The following is a 23,113-nucleotide window of genomic DNA, read 5'->3' as shown; positions in this document are numbered from 1 at the left end:
GCTCGCTCCCACGGTTGATCTTGGGTGTTCAGGAGACTTGTGTTCACCGCAGGCCCATTGTGGGAGCGAGCCTGCTCGCGATAGCGGTTCGACAGTCAATGAAGGTGCTGATCGTGAGGCCGCCTTCGCGAGCAAGCCCGCTCCCACAGGTTCAGGCCTGTGCTCTACCGACCATTCAAGCCAAAAGACCGCAGCCTTCAGGAGTACCTACATCGGATCAAATGTAGACACTGCCGAAGGCCGCGATCTTTCGTTTCCTGCGTGTTTCATTTACTACTGGTGATCTCTCCCCCCGAGTCCTGGTCAAAGAATTCCGGGATCGGGTAGTTGAAGCTGTTGAGCCAGCGCTGCATGGCCAGTTCGCGTTCGGCGGCCGAGGCGGTTTGCAGGTTGGTGGAGGCTACCACGCCGCGAATCTGCAGTTGCATCCAGCTCTCTGTGCCTTGCTGTGCTGGCGAAGAGGGGCCTGGTTCGATTGCCCAGGCGGTGCTGGAAAGGCCCACCAGGCATGCGATCATCAATTGTTTGGTCATCATCTCTTGGACTCCTCGTAACGCTCTACTTGATCGCGCCGGTTGAGGCATCGACGATCTCGGTGGGGCGGTTGGCGGGTGACGTCATTGCGTTAGGGGCCGAACCCCTGATTCTTTCCGCGCGGGCTTGGGCATCCGCCACTTGCTGGGGGCTCAGCTTGGCCATGTTCGCGAGCTCGGCGGCCTGCTTCCAGTTGTCCTGGTAGATCAGCAGGGTCACCATGTTGAGCGCTGCCAGGGGGTCTGACTGCTGGAGCTCCATGGCGGTCATGAACTCGAAGCGGGCTTCTGAAATGCGTCGTTGATTGAGGTAGACAACCCCCAGGTCATTGCGGATCTTGCCTTCGGTGGGAGCCATTTTCGCTGCGCGTTCGAGGTATTGCGTAGCGGCCGCATTGTCATTTCTGGCGGCCGCCAACTGGCCAAGGCCATGTTCACCGTCAGCGGCCAGGCATGTCCCGAGCAGGCTTTTGTATAACGGTTCAGCCTCGTTGCGCCCCATCAGGCGCAGTACCCGAGCCTTGCGCAGGCGGACCTGGACCAAGTCCTCGGGCAAGCGTTCGAGGTTCGCCAGGCTGGCGTACAAACGGCCCTCGTTGGCCATGTCTTCCGCCATGTTCAGGGCCAGTTCCTGGTCGGATCCAGGCTTGGCGCAATCGGCCGTGCGTGGAGCCACCGCGCTGTTGCTGGCACAGCCGGCGAGCATCAAGGTCGCCGTTAATGCGATCACTGTTTTCATTGAATGCCCCTTGGCAACCCGTTGGATATTGGATGCCTTGCACATCAGGCGCCGGCTCATTGGGAAAGCCCGCTGCGGTTGTCAAATTCGCCATGTTCAAGGAAGTACATGCGATAGAAGTTCGGGTCGTAATTGCGCAGTTGTTCACCTGGCAATGTTGGCAGTTGCGCGTCGGCGGCCAACGGTTGAACCAGGTGTGGCGTGACGATCATCAGCAGTTCACGCTCTTCGCGGTTGATGGAGTTGTCGCGAAAGAACGCGCCGAGAATCGGTATATCTCCCAGCCCCGGAAACTTGTTCACCTGTGAGCTGTTGCGGGTGCTGATCAGGCCGCTGATGACGAAGCTTTCGCCGTCGGCCAGGGCGATGCTGGTATCGGTACGGCGCACCGTGAGTGCTGGCACTAATGTCCCGGCGATGTTCACCGCGTTGGTGAAGTCCAGTTCACTGACTTCCGGCGCCACCTTCAATGCAATGCGATTCTTGCCGATGACGGTGGGGGTCAGGGTCAGGCGAATACCGAATTCCTTGTACTCGATGGACACATTGTCGCTGCCGGCACTGGGCACCGGAATCGGCACCTCCCCGCCGGCCAGGAAACTCGCGCTCTGCCCGCTGAGGGCCACCAGGCTGGGACGCGCCAAGGTATAGGCGAAACCGCTACCTTCCAGTGCATTGATCATCAACAGCGTTTTACCGGTGGCGAAAGACAGGTTGAACATGTCGTTGTTGACCGGCAATGAAGGCCGGACAATGCCGCCGATGGAGGGCAAGGTCCTCGGCGCGCCGAACTGAAAGTTGCCACGGCTGCCGAAAATCGACGTCGAGGCTTCCTTGAGTTTGTTCCGGCTGACTTCAACGAAACGAATGTCGGTCTGCACCTGGGCGAGCAGCATCGGGTCTTCGGAAGGTATGCTCGCTGCGCTGGTCAGCGCCTCAGTGGCCCTGCCTTTGACAAAGACCATGCTCTGGCGGGGGATTTTCGAACAGTCCGTCCAGACCATCAGGCTGGTGGCGCCGGGCGCCAGACCCGTGAGAATGAAGGCATCGCTGCCGCTGGGCTGTACATCGGCAATTTTCGGGTCGCCGACTGCCAGCTTCGTCACGGGGGCGAGGATGCGCAGTTCGCTCTGGAGCCCTTGGCCGACTTCGAAGGTCGCCGGCAGATTGTCCAGTTGCGAACAGTTTGCCGCGGCGGCCTGGGCCGCATCCAAGCCAAGACCCATCCAGAACAGGCCATGAATGAAATGTTTTAGAACCGGAGCAGTACGATGGGTCATGAAGTGATCCTCGATAAAGAGACCATCCCTAGGCTTAACCATTTGCCTCGGATCACTTAAGAGGCCCGGGCTGCCCCTTTCCATCTCGCCGGCCTGTTCATATGCCGGTTTCAGGCCTCGTCGCTATAAGCAAACGGGCGCATTTCTCCGGCCTGACTGAACGACAGGCTGCTTGCGAACAACTTTTCGGTTCCCGGGTCTCCGGGGTTTTCGAAGGCAACGACGGTGTCGATCAGGTCGCTTCATGAGCGTTTTGCCGAGCCTGTCATCGCTTCTGTTTCACGGTAGTTCAAACATGGCAAAGCGCCACGCCACGAATCAAAAAAATGACTAAAAAGTGACGGGTGGAAAAATTAGCTCACATGACCGTCAATAATTTGTCTTTTCGTGTTGTGAAGGGCGATACGCAGGGCATATCTTTCTGGGGACAGGGGGATGCCTGCGAGCCGTTTTTTGGTCGCAGGGTCTGGTGCAGATCAGGCCACGTGGTAGTGCACTGACAGTGTTCCTTTCTTTTGCGAAAGCGAGGCAATGGTGACTGTTCCCAGTTCGCGCAGGCGCTGCACGTGAGTACCGCCGCAACCGTAGGCGGCCAGCTCACCGAAACCGACTTCCCGCAGGCCTTCGCGCGACGTGATCAGGCGCGGCAGGTCGTCGGCAATCCATTCGTCGATGCCTTGCTGAATGATCGAGATGTCCAGTTCCTGAGGGTCTTCCCCAGGCTGGAACTGCACGCGGCTTTCGCCGGGCCAGTGATGGGCCTTGATCGGCTTCCAGCCACGGCTTTCGGCGAAATGGCCGATCAGGTGCCCGGCCGAGTGCAGGCGTGAATTCAACTGTCGCCGCTGCGCATCCACGCGGATCGCCGCCATGCCCGAGGCCACCGGTCTGTCGACGTAATGAACGATCTGTTGCCCGTCCTGGACCACGCGCAGCACTTGGCTTTCACCGATCCATCCAGTGTCGCAGGGCTGACCGCCACCCTGGGGGTGGAACAGTGTGGCGCGCAGCACCACGGCAAACTCATGTTCCTGGGGGCTGCAATCCAGGACTTCCACATTGGCCTCGAGGTCATCGCTATGGAAAAAGAGGCGAAGCGTCATGTGCCATATCCACATCAGAAATTGTGACGGGATTATAGGTAGGGCGTAAAAGGGTGATAATCCGTTCAAATTTCAAAGGACTGTTGCGTCATGAGCACAAATCTACCGTTGCCGCTGCTGGCCGAAATGGCCATCTTCGTCAAGGTCGTGGAAACCGGCAGCTTCTCCGAGGCGGCCCGTCAGTTGGGCTCATCACCGTCGGCCATCAGTCGCAGTATTTCCCGCCTGGAGAAAGCCCTGGCGACCCGACTGTTGCAACGCACCACCCGCAAATTGCGTTTGAGCGATGGCGGGGAAGAGGTGTTCAAGCGCTGCCAGGAGATGGTCGCCGCCGCTCGGTCGGTGATGGAAATCAGCGGCCAGTTCACCCAGGAGGCTGAAGGGCGCATCCGCGTCAGCGTGCCCAAGGCGGTGGGGCGTTTCGTGATTCATCCGCACATGCCTGAATTCTTGCGTCGCTATCCGAAGGTCGATGTGGAACTGTTGCTGGAGGATCGGCAGGTTGACCTGATCGACGATCACGTCGACCTGGCCATCCGGATTACTGATCAACCGCCGGTCGGGCTGGTGGGGCGTCAGTTGTTGACCATCGATCACCTGCTCTGCGCCACGCCGCAGTACCTGGCTGAACACGGTACTCCCACGCATCCCCACGACTTGTTGGAGCACAGCTGCATTTACCTGGGGGCAACCCCGAACGACGCTCGCTGGAAATTCAAGAAAGGGAGCAAGTCCGTCACCGTAGGCGTGCACGGACGCTACGCGGCCAATCACACGGGGGTGCGGTTGGGGGCCGTCTTGCAGCACATCGGCATCGGCAGCCTGCCGTATTTCACGGCCCGTCATGCCTTGGAGCAAGGCTTGATCGTGCAGGTATTGGCCGACTGGACGTTCCTGGCTTCCTACCATGGTGGCTTGTGGTTGCTACATTCGCCGACCCGCTACCTGCCACCCAAGCTGCGAGTGTTCATTGATTATCTGGTGGCGTGCCTGGAGAAGGAGCCGACCCTGGACAAGGTGGGCAGTGGGAATCGTCCCAGCAATGTCGCGGCGCACTATGAGTTGCCGGAGAGTGATGGGTTGTGCTGACGGCCCGCCCAGGCGACACACTTTGGCAAGGCAAAAAAAGGCCCGCCGGGTTAACCGTGCGGGCCTTTGCATGACCGGTCGCGATCAGTGCTTGCTGTCCTGGTCCGACATCGCCAGCAATTGCTTTTCCTGGTTCCAGTCGAAGGGCTCGTCGTTTTGCTCGGCTTCGAAACGACGTTCCTCCAGGGCCTGGTACAGGGCGATCTCTTCATCGGGCATGTAGTGCAGGCAGTCACCGGCGAAGTACCAGAGCAGGTCGCGAGGCACCAGGTGGGCGATCTGTGGGTAACGGACGATCACCTGGCACAGGAGGTCCTGGCCGAGGTACTGGCTTTCGATCGGGTCGACGGGCAGTTGCGCACGTAACTCGTCGAAGCGCTCCAGAAACAAGGCGTGGCTTTCTTCGGGCACCTGTTCGGCCTCACCCACGGCGACCAGGATGCTGCGCAAGTGGTCAAGCAAGACAAGGTGATCGGCAACGACATTGGACACGAGATAAGTCCTCAAGAGTAAAACGGGCGCAGGAGTATAAAGCCCTTGCGCCCGCTTTTATAGGTAGAGAGCTATAGGTGAAGAGCTATAGGTGACGGGTCTACCGGCTCGTCATCAACGAACCTTGTCTTGCGCCAGCGTCAGCTCTTCCTTATCGAAGTCATCCACGTCGATGACCTTGCGCCGCGCCGCCTCGGCCGCGCGCAAGGTCTGTGCTTCACCGGCTTGTAGCACACCCGCTTCCAGAGCCGCGTCGATGAGCGGTTCGCCTGGCGCCGGATTGAGCTGACCCTGCTTGATCGCTCCGTGCAGCTTCTTGTGCAGCGGATGGGCGGCAGCCAGCAGGTCGGCGGCGTGTTGCAGAGCGCCCACCGGATCGTCGCTCGATTGCGGGCGATAGCAGCCTTGCAGCAACTCTTCGAGGGTCGGGTCACCCTTGGGCCGGCCGATGACCGCCGCCACCTCGGCGTCGAGCCTGTCGCTCGGGCCCTTGTGACGACGACCGAAGGGGAACACCACCAGGCGCAACAGGCAACCGAGCACCCGACTGGGGAAGTTGCTCAGCAGCTCATCCAGCGCACGTTCCGACTGGCCCAGGCTTTCCTCCATGGCCCAGGTGAACAGCGGCGCCATGTGGTCCGGCGAGTCCAGGTCGTGATAGCGCTTGAGCGCCGCGGACGCCAGGTAAAGGTTGCTCAAAACATCGCCCAGGCGGGCCGACAGGCGTTCACGGCGTTTGAGTTCACCTCCCAGCAACATCATGCTCAGGTCCGCCAGCAGGGCGAATGCCGCTGCCTGCCGGTTGAGGGCGCGGAAGTAACCCTGGCTCAGGGTATTGCCGGGGGCTTTCTCGAAATGCCCCAGGCCCAGATTGAGCACCAGGGTGCTGGCGGCGTTGCTGACGGCGAAACCAATGTGCTTGAGCAACAGGGCATCGAACTCGACCAGCGCCTGGTCTTTGTCTTCACGGGTTGCCAGGGCCATTTCCTTGAGCACGAACGGATGGCAGCGAATGGCGCCCTGGCCGAAGATCATCAGGTTGCGCGACAGGATATTCGCGCCTTCGACCGTGATGAAGATCGGCGCACCTTGCCAACTACGCCCCAGGTAATTGTTCGGGCCCATGATGATGCCCTTGCCGCCATGTACGTCCATGGCGTGGCTGATGCACTCGCGGCCGCGTTCGGTCAGGTGGTACTTGAGAATGGCCGACAGCACCGAAGGCTTTTCCCCCAGGTCCACCGCGTTGGCGGTCAGCATGCGTGCCGCGTCCATCAACCAGGCGTTGCCACCAATGCGCGCCATGGCTTCCTGGATACCTTCGAACGCCGATAGCGGTACGTTGAATTGCTCGCGCACCTGGGCGTACTGCCCCGTCACCAGGCTGGTGAACTTCGCCGCGCCGGTGCCCACCGCCGGCAGGGAAATCGAGCGCCCGACCGACAGGCAGTTCATCAGCATCATCCAGCCCTTGCCCAGCATCGCCTGGCCGCCGATGAGGAAGTCCAGGGGGATGAACACGTCTTTGCCCCAGTTCGGCCCGTTCATGAACGCGGCGCCCAGCGGCAGGTGACGGCGACCGATATGCACGCCAGGGGTATCGGTGGGAATCAAGGCCAGGCTGATGCCCAGGTCTTCTTCGTCCCCCAGCAGGTGATCAGGGTCATAAGCCTTGAAGGCCAGGCCGAGGAGGGTGGCCACCGGACCGAGGGTGATGTAGCGCTTTTCCCAGTTCAGGCGCAGGCCGAGGGTTTCCTGGCCTTGCCATTCACCCTTGCAGATGATGCCGGTGTCGGGCATCGCCCCGGCGTCGGAGCCGGCCAGTGGCCCGGTCAGGGCGAAGCAGGGAATATCGTCGCCACGGGCCAGTCGCGGCAGGTAATGGTCGCGTTGTTCATCGGTGCCGTAGTGCAGCAGCAGTTCCGCCGGGCCGAGGGAGTTGGGGACCATCACGGTGGAGGCCAGGTCGCCGCTGCGGGTGGCCAGTTTCATCGCCACCTGGGAGTGGGCATAGGCGGAGAACCCCTTGCCGCCGTATTCCTTGGGAATGATCAGCGCGAAAAACCCGTGTTCCTTGATATGGGCCCAGGCTTCAGGCGGCAGGTCCATGGCCTGGCCGATCTGCCAGTCGCTGACCATCGCGCAGAGTGCTTCGGTGGGGCCGTCGAGGAAAGCCTGCTCCTCCTCGGTCAGTTGCACCTTGGGGTAGGCCAGCAACAAGTCCCAATCCGGACGACCGCTGAACAGTTCGCCATCCCACCACACCGTGCCGGCATCGATGGCGTCGCGCTCGGTCTGGGACATGGGCGGCAGGGTTTTCTGGAACCAGTCGAACATCGGCGCACTGAAGTATCGGCGGCGCAGGTCTGGCAGCAGCAACGGGGCGGCGACGGCGGCGAGTACCACCCAGAAGATCAGCAGCAGCCAGCCGGGCGCATGGCTGAAAATGCCCATGGCCAACAGGTAGACCGCGACGATACCTAGCGCGGGTAGCGGGTCGGTGCGCCGATGCGCCAGCCAGGCGATCCCGACGATCAGCACCAGTATCCACAACAACAGCATATGTAATCCTCCGTGAACCAAGGCAAAACCGACCTTCAGAGCTTAGACGGCATCTGCAAAACCGGCGGTCAGCGCGATGTGATTGATTTCGTGGGAAACCCCAGTTGTATTGCGCCAGTCTGGTTGGCAACAGCCGTGGGAAATCGTTCGTTAACAAGGTGAGAAAACGCCATTGTTTGGCCGGAATGCCGTTATCGCTGGGCGGGGGCTGTGGATAAACTCGGACACAGTCAGCCCCAGCCGAACACAGTACTTGTGGCGAGGGGATTTATCCCCGCTGGGCTGCGAAGCAGCCCCAAGGCAGGCCCTCTCAATCTGCCTGGCACACCGAGGTGTCAGGTTTAGGGCCGCTTCGCGTCCAGCGGGGATAAATCCCCTCGCCACAAAGACCGAGTTCGACCCTGAGGGGGAGTGATGTTTCCCGAGAGGCTTTCCTTTTATGCAGCAATACCTGAACCCCGGCCCCTTCATCGACAGCGATCACCCTGCGGTCATCGACTTCACCGAAACCCACCGCGGTGCCGAGCGCGACCCGCTGGCCCAGGCGGTCAGCCTGTATTACGCCGTGCGCGAGGCGGTACGGTACAACCCCTATACCTTCAGTCGCGACCCGGCGACCCTGCGCGGCAGTCATGCGCTGGTTTCCGGTGAAAGCTATTGCGTGCCCAAGGCCACCTTGCTGGCCGGTTGTGCCCGGCATTGCGGCATCCCGGCGCGTATCGGCCTGGCGGATGTGCGCAACCACCTGTCCACCCCACGCCTGCTGGAATTGCTCAGGAGCGACGTGTTCGCCATGCATGGTTATACCGAGCTGTACCTGAACGACCGCTGGGTCAAGGCGACGCCGGCTTTCAACCAGGGGTTGTGCGAGTTGTTCGACGTGGCTCCGCTGGAATTCGACGGTCGTCACGACAGCGTTTTCCACCCGTTCAATCGACAAGGGGCGAAGTTGATGGAATACGTCACCGACCACGGTCAGTTCACCGATGTGCCCGAGGCGTTTTTCTTCGAACACCTGGAGAAATGCTACCCACATCTATTTGGCGAGCAGGTGCCGCTCTTGCTCGGCGACATGCAGGGCGATTTGAGTCACGCCTGATCCGGCGTATGCTGCGGCAGCATTTATCCATCGAGGACGCCGTGATGCTGAAGATATGGGGCCGGAAAAATTCATCGAATGTGCGCAAGGCGTTGTGGTGCGCGGAAGAGTTGGGACTGGCCTACCAGGCCATTGATGCGGGCGGGGCATTCGGGGTGGTGGACACGCCCGAGTACCGTGCGAAAAACCCCAACGGCCGCGTGCCGATGATCGAGGACGACGGTTTCGTGCTCTGGGAATCCAATACCATCGTGCGGTACCTGGCTGCTCGCCATGCGTCGGGTTCGGCCTGGTATCCCGCTGACGTGCAGGCACGGGCCCAGGCTGAAAAATGGATGGACTGGACCACGTCCAGCTTTGCCGCACCGTTTCGCACGGTGTTCTGGGGCGTGTTGCGCACCCCGGCCGAGCAACAGGACTGGACGGCCATCAACGCGGCGATCAAGGAGTGCGATGACTTGTTGGCGATGGTCGAGCGAACCTTGAGCGAACAGCCCTACCTGTCGGGTAATCAAATCGGCATGGGTGACATTCCCCTGGGCAGTTTCATTTATGCCTGGTTCGAGATGCCCATCCAGCGCGCCGAGCTACCTGGCGTACAGGCCTGGTACGCGCGGTTGCAGCAGCGTCCGGCCTACCGCAAGGCCGTCATGACCGCGTTGACTTAATACTTACTATCGACACACTTGACTGTACTTGTGCGGCGACGCCACTCACCATTGCCTTCGTGCGCAGTGGTTGCATTGCTCGCCGCCCGCCCTTATCTATTGTTTTCTTCCCTCCCTTCTTGGTGCGTAATCCGATATGAGTTCCGCTCTGTCCATCCGGCAGCTAACCAAAACCTACGGCAACGGTTTCCAGGCCTTGAGTGGTATCGATCTGGACGTCGCCGAAGGTGATTTCTTCGCCTTGCTCGGCCCTAACGGTGCCGGCAAATCCACCACCATCGGCATTCTTTCCACCCTGGTGAACAAGACCAGCGGCACGGTGAATGTCTTTGGGCATGACCTGGACCGCGAGCCCGCCGCGCTCAAGCGCTGCATTGGCGTGGTGCCCCAGGAGTTCAACTTCAACCAGTTCGAAAAGACCTTCGACATCGTCGTGACCCAGGCCGGCTACTACGGCATCCCGCCGAAGATCGCCAATGAGCGCGCCGAGCAGTACCTGACCCAATTGGGCCTGTGGGACAAGCGTGACGTGCCGTCCCGTTCATTGTCCGGCGGCATGAAGCGGCGACTGATGATTGCCCGGGCGCTGGTGCATGAACCGCGGCTGCTGATCCTCGACGAACCGACCGCCGGCGTGGACATCGAGTTGCGTCGTTCGATGTGGAGCTTCCTGACCGAGCTGAACCAGAAAGGCATCACCATCATCCTCACCACCCATTACCTGGAAGAGGCTGAGCAGTTGTGCCGCAACATCGGCATCATCGACCACGGCACCATCGTCGAGAACACCAGCATGCGCCAGTTGCTCAGCCAACTGCATGTGGAAACCTTCGTGCTGGACCTGAAAAACGACCTGAAGGCCGCGCCCCAACTTATCGGTTATCCGGCCCGCCTGGTGGACAGCCACACCCTGGAAGTCCAGGTGGACAAAACCGTGGGTATCACCGGGCTGTTCACCCAACTGGCCCTGCAAAACATTGAAGTGCAGAGCCTGCGCAATAAAACCAATCGCCTCGAGGAGTTGTTCGTGTCCCTGGTGGAGAAAAATCTGGCGAAGGTGGCGGTATGAGTGTGAGTTCTGAACTGCGCCCCAACCTCATCGCCCTCAATACCATCGTGTACCGCGAAGTCCGGCGTTTCATGCGGATCTGGCCGCAGACACTGCTGCCGCCAGCCATCACCATGGTCTTGTACTTCGTGATCTTCGGTAACCTGATCGGCCGGCAGATCGGCGACATGGGCGGCTTCACGTACATGGACTACATCGTGCCGGGGCTGATCATGATGTCGGTGATCACCAACTCCTACGGCAACGTGGTGTCGAGCTTCTTTGGCAGCAAGTTCCAGCGTTCGATCGAAGAACTGATGGTCTCGCCGGTATCGCCCCACACGATCCTCATCGGCTACACCCTGGGCGGCGTGTTGCGGGGGCTGGCGGTGGGCCTGATCGTGACCCTGCTGTCGTTGTTCTTCACCCATCTGCAGGTGCATCACCTGGGGGTGACGGTGCTGGTGGTGGTGCTCACGGCGACGATCTTTTCATTGCTGGGTTTCATCAATGCCGTGTTTGCGCGCAACTTCGATGACATCTCCATCATCCCGACGTTCGTGCTCACGCCGCTGACCTACCTGGGCGGGGTGTTCTACTCGATCTCGCTGCTGCCACCGTTCTGGCAGACCGTGTCCCTGGCCAACCCGGTGCTGCACATGGTCAACGCCTTTCGCTACGGCATCCTCGGGGTGTCGGACATCAAGATCAGCATCGCGATTACCTTCATGCTGGTCGCGACCGTAGTGCTCTACATCGGTTGTGCGCGGTTGCTGGTCAGCGGGCGCGGGATGCGTACCTGATCCAGCAGGTGTGTTGACTGATATATCGCGAGCAGGCTCGCTCCCACATTGAAATGCGTTTCCTTGTGGGAGCGAGCCTGCTCGCGATGGCATCAGCAAGCGCACCAAAAAAAGGCCTCCATTCCCAGGAGGCCTTTTTGCATTTCACATTCGGCTTTTCTTGCGCCGCCTCCACTGCCGCGCCACCCACCAGCGCCAGTAACTCATGGTGACGAAGTAGGCCAGGGCGCCGAGTACCAGGCCGGTCACCACCGAACCGAGCAGGAACGGCTGCCACAAGGTGGACAACTGGCCGCTGATCCATTCCCAGGTCAGTTCTTCGGGCAATGTCCGGGCGGGCACGTCCATCAGCCAGGCGCCGGTCTGGTAAGTGCAGAAGAACACCGCCGGCATGGTGATCGGATTGGTCAGCCACACCAGGCTCACCGCGATCGGCATATTGCCGCGCACCGTGACGGCCAATGCGGCGGCCAGCAACATTTGCAACGGGATTGGCAAGAACGCGGCAAACAGGCCAACAGCCATCGCCCGGGCCACGGAGTGCCGATTGAGGTGCCAAAGGTTGGGGTCGTGCAGCAGGGTGCCGAGAAAACGTAAGGATTTGTGTTCCCGGATGCTCTCTGGGTCTGGCATGTAACGTTTGAATAGGCGCCGGGGCATAAGGCTTCTCGGTCGGTTCAACGCAGTGAGGCCGCAAGTATGTCCGGATTCTACGGCTGGCAGATTCAGACTTTGTGACAATTGATAACGCCGGCAGTGCCATGGACCGTCTATGCCTGGAGAGGGCACTCTCAAGGACGGGTTATGCGCACAGGGTTAGTCGCGCTTGCACTGGGGCTGTTGGCCCCGATTTTTTTACCGGCACTGCCACCGTTGTGGCTGATTGCAGCCATGCCGGTAGTGGCATTGATGGCGTTGCCGTTTCGAACCTATCCGCTGGGTTTCTTCCTGTTCGGGCTGGCCTGGGCCTGTCTGTCGGCGCAGTTTGCGCTGGACGATCGGTTATCCGTCGCGCTCGATGGAGAAACCCGTTGGGTCGAGGGGCGCGTCGTCGGTTTGCCGCAACAGGGCGATGGCGTGGTGCGTTTCGAACTGGCTGATGCCCATTCACGTCGTACCCGGCTACCGACGACACTGCGTCTCGCGTGGTTCGGTGGCCCGCCGGTCAACAGCGGCGAGCGCTGGCGATTGGCGGTGAAACTCAAGCGACCCGCCGGGTTGCTGAACCCACACGGCTTCGATTATTCAGCCTGGTTGTTGAGTCGCGGTATCGGCGCGACCGGTACGGTCAAGGACGGCCGTCTTTTGCAGGCGGCCCGGGGCGCCTGGCGGGATGAGGTGCGCCAGGCACTGGCGCAGGTCGACGCCAACGGTCGCTCCGGTGCGCTGGCGGCGTTGGTTCTGGGCGACGGCGGCGGGCTGACTCGCGAAGATTGGCAGGTGCTGCAAGACACCGGCACCGTCCACTTGCTGGTGATCTCCGGGCAACACATCGGCCTGCTTGCCGGCCTGGTGTACCTGTTGGTGGCTGGCGCGGCGCGCTATGGCCTGTGGCCGGCAGGTCTGGCGTGGTTGCCTTGGGCCTGCGCGCTGGCCTTCTGCGCCGCCCTGGGCTACGGCTTGCTCGCCGGGTTCGAGGTACCGGTGCGGCGGGCCTGCACGATGATCGGCCTGGTGCTGTTGTGGCGCTTGCGCTTCAAGCAGCCAGATCCGTGGTGGGCATGGCTGCTGGCCTTCGCCGGAGTGCTGGTGTTCGACCCGCTGGCCAACCTGCGGCCAGGGTTCTGGTTATCGTTTGCGGCTGTCGCCATCTTGATGTTCACCTTTGGCGGTCGCCTGGGACCCTGGCGCTGGTGGCAAACCTGGACCCGTGCCCAGTGGCTCGTCGCGGTCGGCCTGTGTCCGTTGTTGTTGATCGTGGGGTTGCCGGTCAGTCTCAGCGGGCCGCTGGTGAACCTGCTCGCGGTGCCCTGGATCAGCCTGTTGGTCTTGCCGTCGGCGCTGCTCGGCACGGCGTTGTTGCCGGTCCCTCTCATTGGCGAAGGACTGCTGTGGATCGCTGGCGGACTGCTCGATCTGTTGTTCAAGGGGCTGACGCTGGTCGCCGGACGAATGCCGGCCTGGGTCCCGGCCGCAGTCCCGAACTGGGCCCTGGGTATCGCCGTTCTCGGCGCTTTTCTGCTGCTGTTGCCCAAAGGTGTGCCGCTACGTGTACTGGGGTGGCCAATGGTGTTGCTGATGGTTTTTCCACCGCGAGAACACCTGCCGCCAGGGCAAGCCGAGATCTGGCAACTGGATGTGGGCCAAGGGCTGGCGGTGCTGGTGCGGACCCGACGGCACACCCTGCTATACGACGCCGGGCCGCGTTTTGGCGAGGCCGATGTGGGCGAGCGGGTCGTCCTGCCGACCTTGCGCAAACTGGGGGTTCGAGGCTTGGACCTGATGCTGCTCAGCCATGCCGACGCCGATCATGCCGGTGGTGCCCCGGCCGTACGCAACGGGCTGCCGACGAGGGAAGTGATCAGCGGCGATCCCGATGCGCTGCCCGCCGAGTTGCTGGCCGGGCCCTGCGACAGTGGCCGACGCTGGGAATGGGACGGAGTCGGGTTCGAGCTGTGGCGATGGGCCTCTGCCGTCGAAAGCAACCAGAAATCCTGTGTCTTGCTGGTGGAGGCCGGCGGTGAACGCTTGCTGCTGACCGGCGATATCGACATCCATGCCGAACGCGCCTTGCTCGACGAGGCCCAGGCACTACCGATCCAGTGGCTGGCCGCGCCTCACCATGGCAGCCGCAGTTCGTCGTCGATGGCGTTGCTGTCACGTCTCAAGCCGCATTCGGTGTTGATTTCCCGAGGGCAGGGCAACGCGTTCGGCCATCCCCATCCGCAGGTGATGGCCCGCTATCGACGCTCGGGCCTGGCGATCTACGACAGCGCCGAGCAGGGCGCCATTCGTCTGCAACTGGGGGCTTTCGAGCTGCCGCGCACAGAGGCCGGACACCGACGTTACTGGCGCGATCGGCCAACAGTCGGGCCACCGGGGCAATATTGATCCAGCGCAATCGGCTGATGCGCTTATCGGCGGGGCGGGTCTGCAAGGCGAGTCTGTGTGATAAAGTGGCGCACTTTTTCGAGGGGGCAGTCACTGTGTGGGAATTGGTCAAATCCGGCGGCTGGATGATGTTGCCGATCATTCTGAGTTCCATCGCGGCACTGGGTATCGTTGCCGAACGCCTGTGGACCCTGCGGGCCAGCCGCGTGACCCCGGAGCATCTGCTCGGGCAGGTCTGGGTCTGGATCAAGGACAAGCAACTGAACAAGGACAAGCTCAAGGAACTGCGGGCCAGTTCGCCCTTGGGCGAAGTCCTCGCCGCCGGACTGGCGAACTCCAAGCATGGTCGCGAGATCATGAAGGAGTGCATCGAGGAAGCCGCCGCCCGGGTCATCCATGAACTGGAGCGCTACATCAATACCCTGGGGACCATCGCCGCCATGTCCCCGCTGCTGGGCCTGCTGGGTACCGTGTTGGGCATGATCGACATCTTCAGTGCGTTTACCGGCTCGGGCATGACCACCAACGCCGCGGTACTGGCGGGGGGGATTTCCAAGGCCCTGATCACCACTGCCGCCGGCCTGATGGTGGGTATTCCGGCCGTGTTCTTCCATCGGTTCCTGCAACGCCGCGTGGACGAACTGGTGGTTGGCATGGAGCAGGAAGCCATCAAGCTGGTCGAGGTGGTGCAAGGTGACCGTGATGTGGACCTGGCTGGGGACAAGAAGTGAAATTCCGCCGCAAGCCACGAGAAAACATCGAGATCAACCTCGCGTCGCTGATCGACGTGGTGTTCATCCTGCTGCTGTTTTTCGTCGTGACCACCACATTCACCCGGGAAACCCAGCTCAAGGTTGAATTGCCGCAGGCCGTCAGCGGCTCGCCGGCCGAAGACCAGCAACTGAAGAACCTGGAAATCACCATCAGCGCCGAAGGGGCGTTCTCGGTGAACAACCAATTGCTGCCCAAGAGCGACCTGGCGAGCCTGATCGAGGCCCTGCAAAAAGAGTCTGGCGGCGACACCAACCTGCCGCTGTCCATCAGCGCCGACGGCAAGACCCCCCATCAATCGGTGATCACTGCCATGGATGCGGCCGGCAAGCTCGGTTTCAGCCATCTGCGCATGACCACGGTCGAGGCGGCTCCCGCACCCTGATGGCCATGTCCGATCGATTGCTTGCCGCGTGGTACGAAGGTCACCCGGCCCTGACCCTGCTACGGCCGCTGGAGTGGTTGTATCGACGAGTGGTGGTGGGCAAGCGCCAGCGTTTCCTGGCGGGTGAAGGGCAGATCTATCAGCCCCCCGTGCCGTTGCTGGTGGTGGGCAATATCACGGTCGGCGGCACTGGCAAGACGCCGTTGATCCTGTGGATGATCCAGCATTGCCAGCGCAGTGGCTTGCGGGTTGGCGTGGTCAGCCGGGGTTATGGCGCCAAGCCGTCGCAACTGCCCTGGCGAGTCACGGCCGAGCAGGGCGCCGACGTCGCCGGTGATGAGCCGCTGTTGATTGTCCAGCGCACAGGCGTGCCATTGATGATCGACCCCGATCGCAGTCGTGCGGTCCAGGCATTGCTTGCGGCCGAACCGCTGGACCTGATCCTGTCCGACGACGGCCTGCAGCATTATCGGCTGGCCCGGGACCTTGAGCTGGTGCTGATCGACAGCGCCCGGGGCCTGGGCAACCGCCGTTGCCTGCCCGCCGGGCCATTGCGTGAGCCGGTCGAGCGCCTGCAATCGGTCGACGCCGTGCTGTACAACGGCGCCAGCGCCGACCGCGAAGACGGCTTTGCCTTCCAATTGCGCCCCACCGAACTGGTGAACCTGGCCAGTGGCGAACGCCGTCCTCTCGACCATTTTCCACCTGGCCAGGCCTTGCACGCCGTGGCCGGCATCGGCAACCCCCAGCGTTTCTTCAAGACCCTCGAAACGCTACACTGGCGGCCAATACCGCACGGGTTTGCCGACCACGCCGAATACAGCGCCCAGGCTTTGAGTTTCACACCTTCGCTGCCAGTGGTCATGACGGAAAAGGACGCGGTCAAATGCCGCGCCTTCGCTGCACCTGACTGGTGGTACCTGGCGGTGGACGCCGCGCCGTCGCCGGCCTTCGCGGCCTGGTTCGATACGCAGTTGATGCGCCTGTTGCCGGATCGGCTTTTGCCTTAAACCTTTCATCCAGGGGAATACCATGGACACCAAATTGCTCGATATTCTGGCCTGCCCGGTCTGCAAAGGCCCGCTCAAGCTCAGCGCCGACAAGACCGAACTGATCAGCAAGGGCGCCGGCCTGGCCTACCCGATTCGCGACGGCATCCCGGTGATGCTCGAAAGTGAAGCCCGCACCCTGACCACCGATGAGCGCCTGGATAAATGACCGCAGCCTTTACCGTTGTCATTCCGTCGCGCTTCGCCTCGACGCGCCTGCCCGGCAAGCCGTTGCTGTCGATCGCCGGCAAGCCGATGATCCAGCACGTCTGGGAGCAGGCCTGCAAAAGCAGCGCCCAGCGCGTGGTGGTGGCGACTGACGATGCGCGCATCGTCGAGGCCTGCAAAAGCTTTGGCGCCGAGGTGGTCCTGACTCGCGAAGACCATAATTCCGGTACCGATCGCCTGGCGGAGGTCGCGGCGAAACTCGGTCTTGCCGCCGACGCCATCGTCGTCAATGTGCAAGGTGACGAGCCGTTGATCCCACCCAGCGTCATCGATCAGGTCGCCGCCAACCTTGCGGCCCACACCGAAGCGCGCATGGCCACCCTGGCCGAGCCGATCGAGGATGCGCAGACCCTGTTCAACCCTAGCGTGGTCAAGGTTGTGAGTGACCTCAATGGCCTGGCGCTGACCTTCAGCCGTGCAATATTGCCCTGGGCCCGGGACGCGTTTGCCAAGAACCCCGATGTACTGCCCGAAGGCGTACCGTACCGCCGCCATATCGGTATCTATGCCTACCGCGCTGGTTTCCTCCAGGACTTCGTCGCCTGGGGCCCATGCTGGTTGGAAAACACTGAATCCCTGGAGCAACTGCGTGCCCTGTGGCATGGCGTGCGGATCCACGTCGCCGATGCGCTGATCGCTCCGCCGACCGGTGTCGACACCGCCGAAGACCTCGAGCGCGTTCGTCGCCTGCTGGAGGCTTGATGCGGGTCCTGTTCGTCTGCCTCGGCAACATCTGCCGCTCGCCCACCGCCGAAGGCATCCTGCGCCACAAGTTGCGTGAGGCCGGGTTGGCCGGGCAGGTGGAAGTCGCTTCCGCCGGCACCGGTGACTGGCACGTCGGTAAAGCCCCGGACAAGCGCAGCCAGGCTGCGGCCCTGAAGCGGGGCTACGACTTGTCGGCCCAGCGCGCGCAACAGGTGACCCGCGCCGACTTCGCCAGCTACGACCTGATCCTGGCGATGGACAGCAGCAACCTGCGCCACCTCAAGGCCCTGCAACCGGCCAACGGCAAGGCCGAGTTGGATCTGTTCCTGCGGCGCTACGAAGCCGAACTCGACGATGTGCCGGACCCGTACTACGACGGCGAGCAGGGCTTCGAGCAGGTGCTGGACTTGATCGAGCGCGCCACGGATCGCCTGGTGATCGAATTGAAGGGGCGGTTATGACCTTGCAGGTACGGGCGGGCGTCAGTCTCAAGCCCTTCAACAGCTTCGGAGTGGACGTCACTGCCCGCTTGTTCGCTGAAGCCCACGACGATGGCGATGTTCGCGAGGCGTTGGCTTATGCCAGCGAACATGCTGTGCCATTGCTGGTGATCGGCGGCGGCAGCAACCTGTTGCTGACCGGCGACATCGACGCATTGGTTGTGCGCATGGCCAGCCGGGGGATTCGTTTGCTCAGCGATGACGGCGAGCGGGTGGTGGTCGAAGCCGAAGCCGGGGAACCTTGGCACCCCTTCGTCCAGCACACGCTGGCGCAAGGCTGGTCGGGCCTGGAAAATCTCAGCCTGATTCCCGGTACGGTTGGGGCGGCACCGATGCAAAACATCGGTGCCTATGGTGTGGAGATCAAGGATGTCTTTGCCGGCCTCACCGCGCTGGATCGCCAGACCGGCGAGCTGCGCGAGTTCACCTTGGAGGAATGCCGCTTCGCCTATCGCGACAGCCTGTTCAAGCAGCAGGTGGGGCGTTGGTTGATCCTGCGGGTGCGTTTCGCCCTCAGTCGCGCCGCGCATTTGCACCTGGAGTACGGACCGGTCCGCCAGCGATTGACCGAGCAGGGCATCGAGCAGGCGACGCCTGCCGATGTGAGCCGGGCGATTTGCAGTATCCGCAGTGAAAAACTTCCGGACCCGGCCGTGCTGGGCAATGCGGGCAGTTTCTTCAAGAACCCGCTGGTGCCGGCCACCCACGTTGACCATCTCAAGCTGCAATACCCTGACCTGGTGGCTTATCCACAGCCTGAAGGGCAGATGAAAATCGCCGCCGGCTGGCTGATCGAACGGGCCGGCTGGAAGGGCTTTCGCGAGGGTGATGCCGGGGTACACAAGTTGCAGGCGTTGGTGCTGGTCAACTACGGCAAGGCCACGGGCCCGCAGCTGTTGGACCTGGCGCTGCGCATCCAGAAAGACATTGCCGAACGTTTCCAGGTCGAGCTCGAAATGGAACCCAATCGTTACTGAACCGGGCTTTCGCAACCGCCTGAAAAAACGCCCTGTACACCCTGCGCACGATCATTTGTGCAGGATTGTGCAGGGCGTTTTGCTTGATCCTGGGTTAATTTAGCTTCCTAACGATGCGATCCTTGCATCCCTAAGGCCCGATACAGACGCCTGCGTGCGCCTGGATAAGAGAGCCCGATCAGCCTGAGCCAGTCTGCGACAACCGAACCGTTACCCAAGCGGCAGATTGCTCGACCCCATAACTCGATAACTATGCGGGCGTGCCCATGATTACCCTGAAACTCAATGGAAAAGACCATCAACTGGATGTGACCGAGGACATGCCACTGCTGTGGGCTATCCGGGACGTGGCCGGTTACAACGGCACCAAATTCGGCTGCGGCATGGGCCTGTGCGGCGCGTGCACCATCCACATTGACGGCGCCCCGGCGCGCAGTTGCATCACGCCAATCGGCTCGGTGAAAGGGCAGGACGTCAGCACCATCGACGGGCTCCACGCTGACCCGATTGGGCAAATAGTCCAGAAGGCCTGGCTCGACACCGCCGTGGCCCAGTGCGGTTTTTGCCAGGGCGGGCAGATCATGTCCGCCACCGCCTTGCTCAAGACCAACCCCAACCCGAGCGATGAGCAGATCGAAGAAGCCATGGTTGGCAACATCTGCCGCTGTGGCACTTACAACCGAATCAAGACCGCGATCCGCCAAGCCTCCACTCACCTGAAGGAGGCCAAGGCATGAGCCGCTTGCCCAATGATTTTGTGCTGAGCAACCTCAGCCGTCGTGGCTTCCTCAAGGGCGCGAGCGCCACCGGTGTGCTGGTGCTGGCCGCCAGTTGGGGGATGCCGGATGCCTTTGCCGAGGAAAAGAAATTCGGCGCCGAGGGCATGCCCCATGGCGCGGTCGACGACCCGAAGGTGTACGTCAGCATTGCCGCCGACGGCAGCGTGACCGTGATCTGCAATCGTTCGGAAATGGGCCAGGGTGTGCGCACCAGCCTGAGCATGGTCGTGGCCGATGAGCTGGAGGCCGACTGGGCGCGGGTGAAGGTGCAACAGGCGCCGGCCGATGAGGCGCGTTTCGGCAACCAGGACACCGACGGTTCACGCAGCATGCGTCACTGGTACGAGCCGATGCGCCGTTGCGGTGCTGCCGCCCGAACCATGTTGGAGCTGGCCGCTGCCGCACAATGGAAGGTCCCGGTGGGTGAATGCCACGCCCAGCTGCACAAAGTGCTGCACCAACCTTCCGGTCGCGAATTGGCCTATGGCGAATTGGCCGCTGCCGCCAGTGCCCTGCCAGTACCGAGCCGTGACAGCTTGCGTCTCAAGCAGCCATCCGAGTTCCGTTATATCGGCAAGGAAGCGAGCCGGGCCATCGATGGCGCGGACATCGTCAATGGCCGCGCCGTGTTCGGGGCTGATGTGCATTTGGACGGCATGCTCTACGCCGTCATCGCGCGTCCGCCGGTCTATGGCGGCAAGGTCAAGAGCGTGGACAGCAGCGCGGCGCTGAAAGTAGCGGGCGTGGTCAAGGTGGTGCAGATCGAAGGACGCCCGCTACCCTCGGAGTTTCAGCCGTTGGGCGGCGTGGCGGTGGTGGCGAAGAACACCTGGGCGGCGATCAAGGGCCGTGAGGCATTGAAAATCCAGTGGGACGATGGCCCGAATGCCGCTTATGACTCCATTGCCTATCGCAAGGAGCTGGAAGCGGCGGCCCTCAAGCCCGGCAAAGTCGTACGCAGTAGCGGCGACCTCGACGACGCGCTGGCCAAGGCCGACTCGACCCTGGAAGCGGCGTACTACCTGCCGCATCTGTCCCAGTCGCCGATGGAGCCGATGGTTGCCGTCGCTCGTTTCAAGGACGGCCAATGCGAGGCCTGGGCACCGAGCCAGGCGCCGCAGGTGACTCGCGAGCGTGTCGCCGAACGCCTGGGCATTCCTTTCGAGAAGGTCACGGTGAACATCACGTTGTTGGGCGGCGGTTTCGGACGCAAGTCCAAGCCTGATTTTGTCGTCGAAGCGGCGGTGCTCGCCAAGGAGTTTCCCGGCCAGCCGATCCGTGTGCAATGGACCCGCGAGGACGACATCCATCACTCGTATTTCCATACCGTGTCAGCCGAATACCTCAAGGCCGGCCTGAACCAGGACGGCATGCCGTCGGGCTGGTTGCATCGCACCGTAGCCCCGAGCATCACCGCGCTGTTTGCACCGGGCATGACCCACGAGGCGCCGTTCGAAATAGGCATGGGCGTGACCAACATGGCCTACGCCATTCCCAACCTGCGCCTGGAGAACCCCGAGGCGGTGGCCCATGCCCGGGTGGGCTGGTATCGCTCGGTGTCGAATATCCCCCACGGGTTCGCGATCCAGAGCTTCATCGACGAGTTGGCCCACAAGGCCGGTCAGGATCCACTGAAGTACCAGGTCAAATTGCTCGGGCCGGACCGTAAGATCGATCCGCGTACCTTGAGCGAAGAATGGAACTACGGCGAATCCCCCGAGCGTTATCCGATTGATACCGCGCGGATCCGCACGGTGCTGGAAACCGCCGCGAAGGCCGCCGGTTGGGGCCGAGAACTGCCCAAAGGGCGTGGCCTGGGGCTGGCGGTGCACTACAGCTTCGTCACTTACGTGGCGGCGGTGATCGAGGTGGAGGTCAAGGACGATGGCACGGTGATCGTGCACAAGGCGGACATCGCCGTGGATTGTGGCCCGCAGATCAACCCCGAGCGCATCCGCTCCCAGTTCGAAGGCGCCTGTGTCATGGGCCTGGGTAATGCGATGGTGGGAGAAATCAGTTTCAAGGATGGCAAAGTCCAGCAGGACAATTTCCACATGTACGAAGTGGCGCGCATGTCCCTGGCGCCCAAGGAAGTGGCGGTGCATCTGGTCACTCCGCCGGGCGAGGTGCCGTTGGGCGGCGTCGGTGAACCGGGCGTGCCGCCGATCGCGCCAGCGTTGTGCAACGCGATTTTCGCCGCCACCGGCAAGCGCATCCGTAACCTGCCTGTGCGGTATCAGCTGCAAGGCTGGCAACAGGCGAAGGCCTGATGGACAGCGTTGATCTGAACGTCCTGCGCAGCGTGCTTGAATGGCGCCGCGCCGGGCAGCGGGTAGTGTTGTTCACCGTGGTGCAGACCTGGGGCACCGCACCGAGGCCGCCAGGGGCGATGCTGGCCCTGCGCGAAGATGGCGTGGTGATTGGCTCGGTGTCGGGCGGTTGTGTCGAGGATGACCTGATCGCCCGGCTTCACGACGGTCGCATTCCGGCGGACGGTCCGCCGGTGCAACTGATCACCTATGGCGTCACCCGCGAAGAGGCGGCGCGTTTCGGCCTGCCGTGCGGTGGCACCTTGCGCCTGACCGAGGAGCGGGTCGGCGATCCACAGTGGGTCGCTGAACTGTTGGAACGCTGCGAAGCCCATGAAATCGTCGCCCGTGAGCTGACCGTCGCCAATGGCAACGTGGTCCTGACCCCGGCCAGCAAGACCGATGCCCTGGTGTTCGATGGCCAGGTCCTGCGGGCCATTTACGGCCCACGTTGGCGGCTGCTGCTGATCGGCGCCGGGCAACTTTCGCGCTACGTGGCGGAAATGGCCCGGCTGCTGGACTTCGAAGTGCTGATTTGCGATCCGCGCAAGGAGTTTGTCTACGGTTGGGAAGAGCAGCATGGCCGCTTCGTCTCGGGAATGCCTGACGAGGCCGTGTTGAGCATCCAGACCGACGAACGCACCGCCATTGTGGCCCTGACCCATGATCCGCGCCTGGATGACATGGCGCTGCTCACGGCCCTGGACTCCAAGGCCTTTTATGTCGGCGCCCTGGGTTCGCGGGTCAACAGCCAGAAGCGCCGGGAAAACCTGGCTCAGCTAGGCTTGTCAGCAGAGGCCATCGAGCGCCTGCATGGGCCCATCGGCCTGCACATCGGCAGCCACACTCCGGCGGAAATCGCCTTGTCGCTGCTGGCCGAAATCGTGGCGATCAAGAATGGCGTTGAACTGCGGCAGAAAAAACCGCAGTAGGTCGCAGATGA

The 23,113-nt window shown here is 62.1% G+C and carries 23 protein-coding genes; 16 read left to right on the top strand and 7 right to left on the bottom strand.

Annotation, left to right across the window (positions count from 1 at the left end; translation table 11 throughout):
* Nucleotides 1–266 precede the first annotated feature (266 nt).
* From DTP52_RS17040 to DTP52_RS17025, 4 genes are all read right to left on the bottom strand, one after another.
* Nucleotides 267–536, bottom strand: coding sequence for a DUF3613 domain-containing protein (locus tag DTP52_RS17040; RefSeq protein WP_109754409.1), 270 nt, complete (start codon nucleotides 534–536; stop codon nucleotides 267–269).
* Nucleotides 537–558: 22 nt separating this feature from the next.
* Nucleotides 559–1,272: a tetratricopeptide repeat protein gene (locus DTP52_RS17035; protein WP_109754530.1), complete on the bottom strand. Its 714-nt coding sequence runs from the start codon at nucleotides 1,270–1,272 to the stop codon at nucleotides 559–561.
* A 56-nt stretch (nucleotides 1,273–1,328) separates the two neighbouring features.
* Nucleotides 1,329–2,552 (bottom strand): type II and III secretion system protein family protein, encoded by a 1,224-nt coding sequence (locus DTP52_RS17030; RefSeq protein WP_109754408.1) that lies wholly within the window; start codon nucleotides 2,550–2,552, stop codon nucleotides 1,329–1,331.
* 476 nt (nucleotides 2,553–3,028) lie between these two features.
* Nucleotides 3,029–3,655 (bottom strand): hypothetical protein, encoded by a 627-nt coding sequence (locus DTP52_RS17025; RefSeq protein WP_109754407.1) that lies wholly within the window; start codon nucleotides 3,653–3,655, stop codon nucleotides 3,029–3,031.
* A 90-nt stretch (nucleotides 3,656–3,745) separates the two neighbouring features.
* Here DTP52_RS17025 and DTP52_RS17020 point away from each other — a divergent pair, with 90 nt between their 5' ends.
* Complete coding sequence (locus tag DTP52_RS17020) at nucleotides 3,746–4,744, top strand: LysR family transcriptional regulator (RefSeq protein ID WP_109754406.1); 999 nt, start codon at nucleotides 3,746–3,748, stop codon at nucleotides 4,742–4,744.
* A gap of 84 nt (nucleotides 4,745–4,828) precedes the next feature.
* On the opposite strand, the gene DTP52_RS17015 is transcribed toward DTP52_RS17020, so the two are convergent.
* Together DTP52_RS17015 and DTP52_RS17010 are read right to left on the bottom strand one after the other, a co-directional pair.
* Nucleotides 4,829–5,236 (bottom strand): PA2817 family protein, encoded by a 408-nt coding sequence (locus DTP52_RS17015; RefSeq protein ID WP_003204309.1) that lies wholly within the window; start codon nucleotides 5,234–5,236, stop codon nucleotides 4,829–4,831.
* 114 nt (nucleotides 5,237–5,350) lie between these two features.
* Nucleotides 5,351–7,798: an acyl-CoA dehydrogenase gene (locus DTP52_RS17010; protein ID WP_109754405.1), complete on the bottom strand. Its 2,448-nt coding sequence runs from the start codon at nucleotides 7,796–7,798 to the stop codon at nucleotides 5,351–5,353.
* A 439-nt stretch (nucleotides 7,799–8,237) separates the two neighbouring features.
* Here DTP52_RS17010 and DTP52_RS17005 point away from each other — a divergent pair, with 439 nt between their 5' ends.
* The 4 genes from DTP52_RS17005 to DTP52_RS16990 all read left to right on the top strand — a co-directional run bounded on the left by DTP52_RS17005 (nucleotide 8,238) and on the right by DTP52_RS16990 (nucleotide 11,416).
* Nucleotides 8,238–8,897, top strand: coding sequence for a transglutaminase family protein (locus DTP52_RS17005; protein WP_109754404.1), 660 nt, complete (start codon nucleotides 8,238–8,240; stop codon nucleotides 8,895–8,897).
* Between the two features lie 44 nt (nucleotides 8,898–8,941).
* A complete protein-coding gene (locus DTP52_RS17000; protein ID WP_109754529.1) occupies nucleotides 8,942–9,565 on the top strand; it encodes a glutathione S-transferase family protein in 624 nt (207 codons plus the stop codon).
* Between the two features lie 136 nt (nucleotides 9,566–9,701).
* Nucleotides 9,702–10,634: an ABC transporter ATP-binding protein gene (locus DTP52_RS16995; protein ID WP_109754403.1), complete on the top strand. Its 933-nt coding sequence runs from the start codon at nucleotides 9,702–9,704 to the stop codon at nucleotides 10,632–10,634.
* 2 nt (nucleotides 10,635–10,636) lie between these two features.
* The gene (locus DTP52_RS16990; RefSeq protein ID WP_072347169.1) at nucleotides 10,637–11,416 is read left to right on the top strand and encodes an ABC transporter permease; all 780 of its coding nucleotides are present in this window, start codon (nucleotides 10,637–10,639) and stop codon (nucleotides 11,414–11,416) included.
* 144 nt (nucleotides 11,417–11,560) lie between these two features.
* On the opposite strand, the gene DTP52_RS16985 is transcribed toward DTP52_RS16990, so the two are convergent.
* Nucleotides 11,561–12,076, bottom strand: coding sequence for a DUF2062 domain-containing protein (locus tag DTP52_RS16985; protein WP_046063671.1), 516 nt, complete (start codon nucleotides 12,074–12,076; stop codon nucleotides 11,561–11,563).
* 144 nt (nucleotides 12,077–12,220) lie between these two features.
* Between DTP52_RS16985 and DTP52_RS16980 the strand changes: the two genes are divergently transcribed.
* From DTP52_RS16980 to DTP52_RS16930, 11 genes are all read left to right on the top strand, one after another.
* The gene (locus DTP52_RS16980) at nucleotides 12,221–14,467 is read left to right on the top strand and encodes a DNA internalization-related competence protein ComEC/Rec2 (protein WP_109754401.1); all 2,247 of its coding nucleotides are present in this window, start codon (nucleotides 12,221–12,223) and stop codon (nucleotides 14,465–14,467) included.
* Nucleotides 14,468–14,562: 95 nt separating this feature from the next.
* The gene (locus tag DTP52_RS16975) at nucleotides 14,563–15,198 is read left to right on the top strand and encodes a MotA/TolQ/ExbB proton channel family protein (RefSeq protein ID WP_162893858.1); all 636 of its coding nucleotides are present in this window, start codon (nucleotides 14,563–14,565) and stop codon (nucleotides 15,196–15,198) included.
* Nucleotides 15,195–15,623: a biopolymer transporter ExbD gene (locus tag DTP52_RS16970; RefSeq protein WP_013694002.1), complete on the top strand. Its 429-nt coding sequence runs from the start codon at nucleotides 15,195–15,197 to the stop codon at nucleotides 15,621–15,623. Before DTP52_RS16975 ends, DTP52_RS16970 begins: the two co-directional genes overlap by 4 nt.
* Nucleotides 15,623–16,633, top strand: a complete 1,011-nt coding sequence (lpxK, locus tag DTP52_RS16965; protein ID WP_109754399.1) for a tetraacyldisaccharide 4'-kinase — start codon at nucleotides 15,623–15,625, stop codon at nucleotides 16,631–16,633. The genes DTP52_RS16970 and lpxK overlap by 1 nt, the downstream gene beginning before the upstream one ends.
* A 22-nt stretch (nucleotides 16,634–16,655) precedes the next feature.
* Nucleotides 16,656–16,841, top strand: coding sequence for a Trm112 family protein (locus DTP52_RS16960; protein ID WP_003179363.1), 186 nt, complete (start codon nucleotides 16,656–16,658; stop codon nucleotides 16,839–16,841).
* Nucleotides 16,838–17,602 carry a 3-deoxy-manno-octulosonate cytidylyltransferase gene (gene kdsB / locus DTP52_RS16955; protein ID WP_109754398.1) on the top strand — a complete coding sequence of 255 codons (765 nt, stop codon included), beginning with the start codon at nucleotides 16,838–16,840 and terminating at the stop codon, nucleotides 17,600–17,602. The genes DTP52_RS16960 and kdsB overlap by 4 nt, the downstream gene beginning before the upstream one ends.
* Complete coding sequence (locus tag DTP52_RS16950) at nucleotides 17,602–18,066, top strand: low molecular weight protein-tyrosine-phosphatase (protein WP_109754397.1); 465 nt, start codon at nucleotides 17,602–17,604, stop codon at nucleotides 18,064–18,066. Before kdsB ends, DTP52_RS16950 begins: the two co-directional genes overlap by 1 nt.
* Complete coding sequence (gene murB, locus DTP52_RS16945; RefSeq protein WP_109754396.1) at nucleotides 18,063–19,082, top strand: UDP-N-acetylmuramate dehydrogenase; 1,020 nt, start codon at nucleotides 18,063–18,065, stop codon at nucleotides 19,080–19,082. The genes DTP52_RS16950 and murB overlap by 4 nt, the downstream gene beginning before the upstream one ends.
* 266 nt (nucleotides 19,083–19,348) lie before the next feature.
* Nucleotides 19,349–19,819 carry a (2Fe-2S)-binding protein gene (locus tag DTP52_RS16940; RefSeq protein WP_109754395.1) on the top strand — a complete coding sequence of 157 codons (471 nt, stop codon included), beginning with the start codon at nucleotides 19,349–19,351 and terminating at the stop codon, nucleotides 19,817–19,819.
* Nucleotides 19,816–22,131: a xanthine dehydrogenase family protein molybdopterin-binding subunit gene (locus DTP52_RS16935; protein ID WP_109754394.1), complete on the top strand. Its 2,316-nt coding sequence runs from the start codon at nucleotides 19,816–19,818 to the stop codon at nucleotides 22,129–22,131. Before DTP52_RS16940 ends, DTP52_RS16935 begins: the two co-directional genes overlap by 4 nt.
* Nucleotides 22,131–23,102 (top strand): XdhC family protein, encoded by a 972-nt coding sequence (locus tag DTP52_RS16930; protein ID WP_109754393.1) that lies wholly within the window; start codon nucleotides 22,131–22,133, stop codon nucleotides 23,100–23,102. Before DTP52_RS16935 ends, DTP52_RS16930 begins: the two co-directional genes overlap by 1 nt.
* The last annotated feature ends 11 nt before the right edge of the window (nucleotides 23,103–23,113 follow it).

The sequence above is a fragment of the Pseudomonas sp. 43mfcvi1.1 genome (genome assembly GCF_900115935.1).
Classification (GTDB): domain Bacteria; phylum Pseudomonadota; class Gammaproteobacteria; order Pseudomonadales; family Pseudomonadaceae; genus Aquipseudomonas; species Aquipseudomonas bijieensis.
Note: the sequence above shows the minus strand (reverse complement) of the source record. Positions and strands in the feature narration are given on the sequence as shown.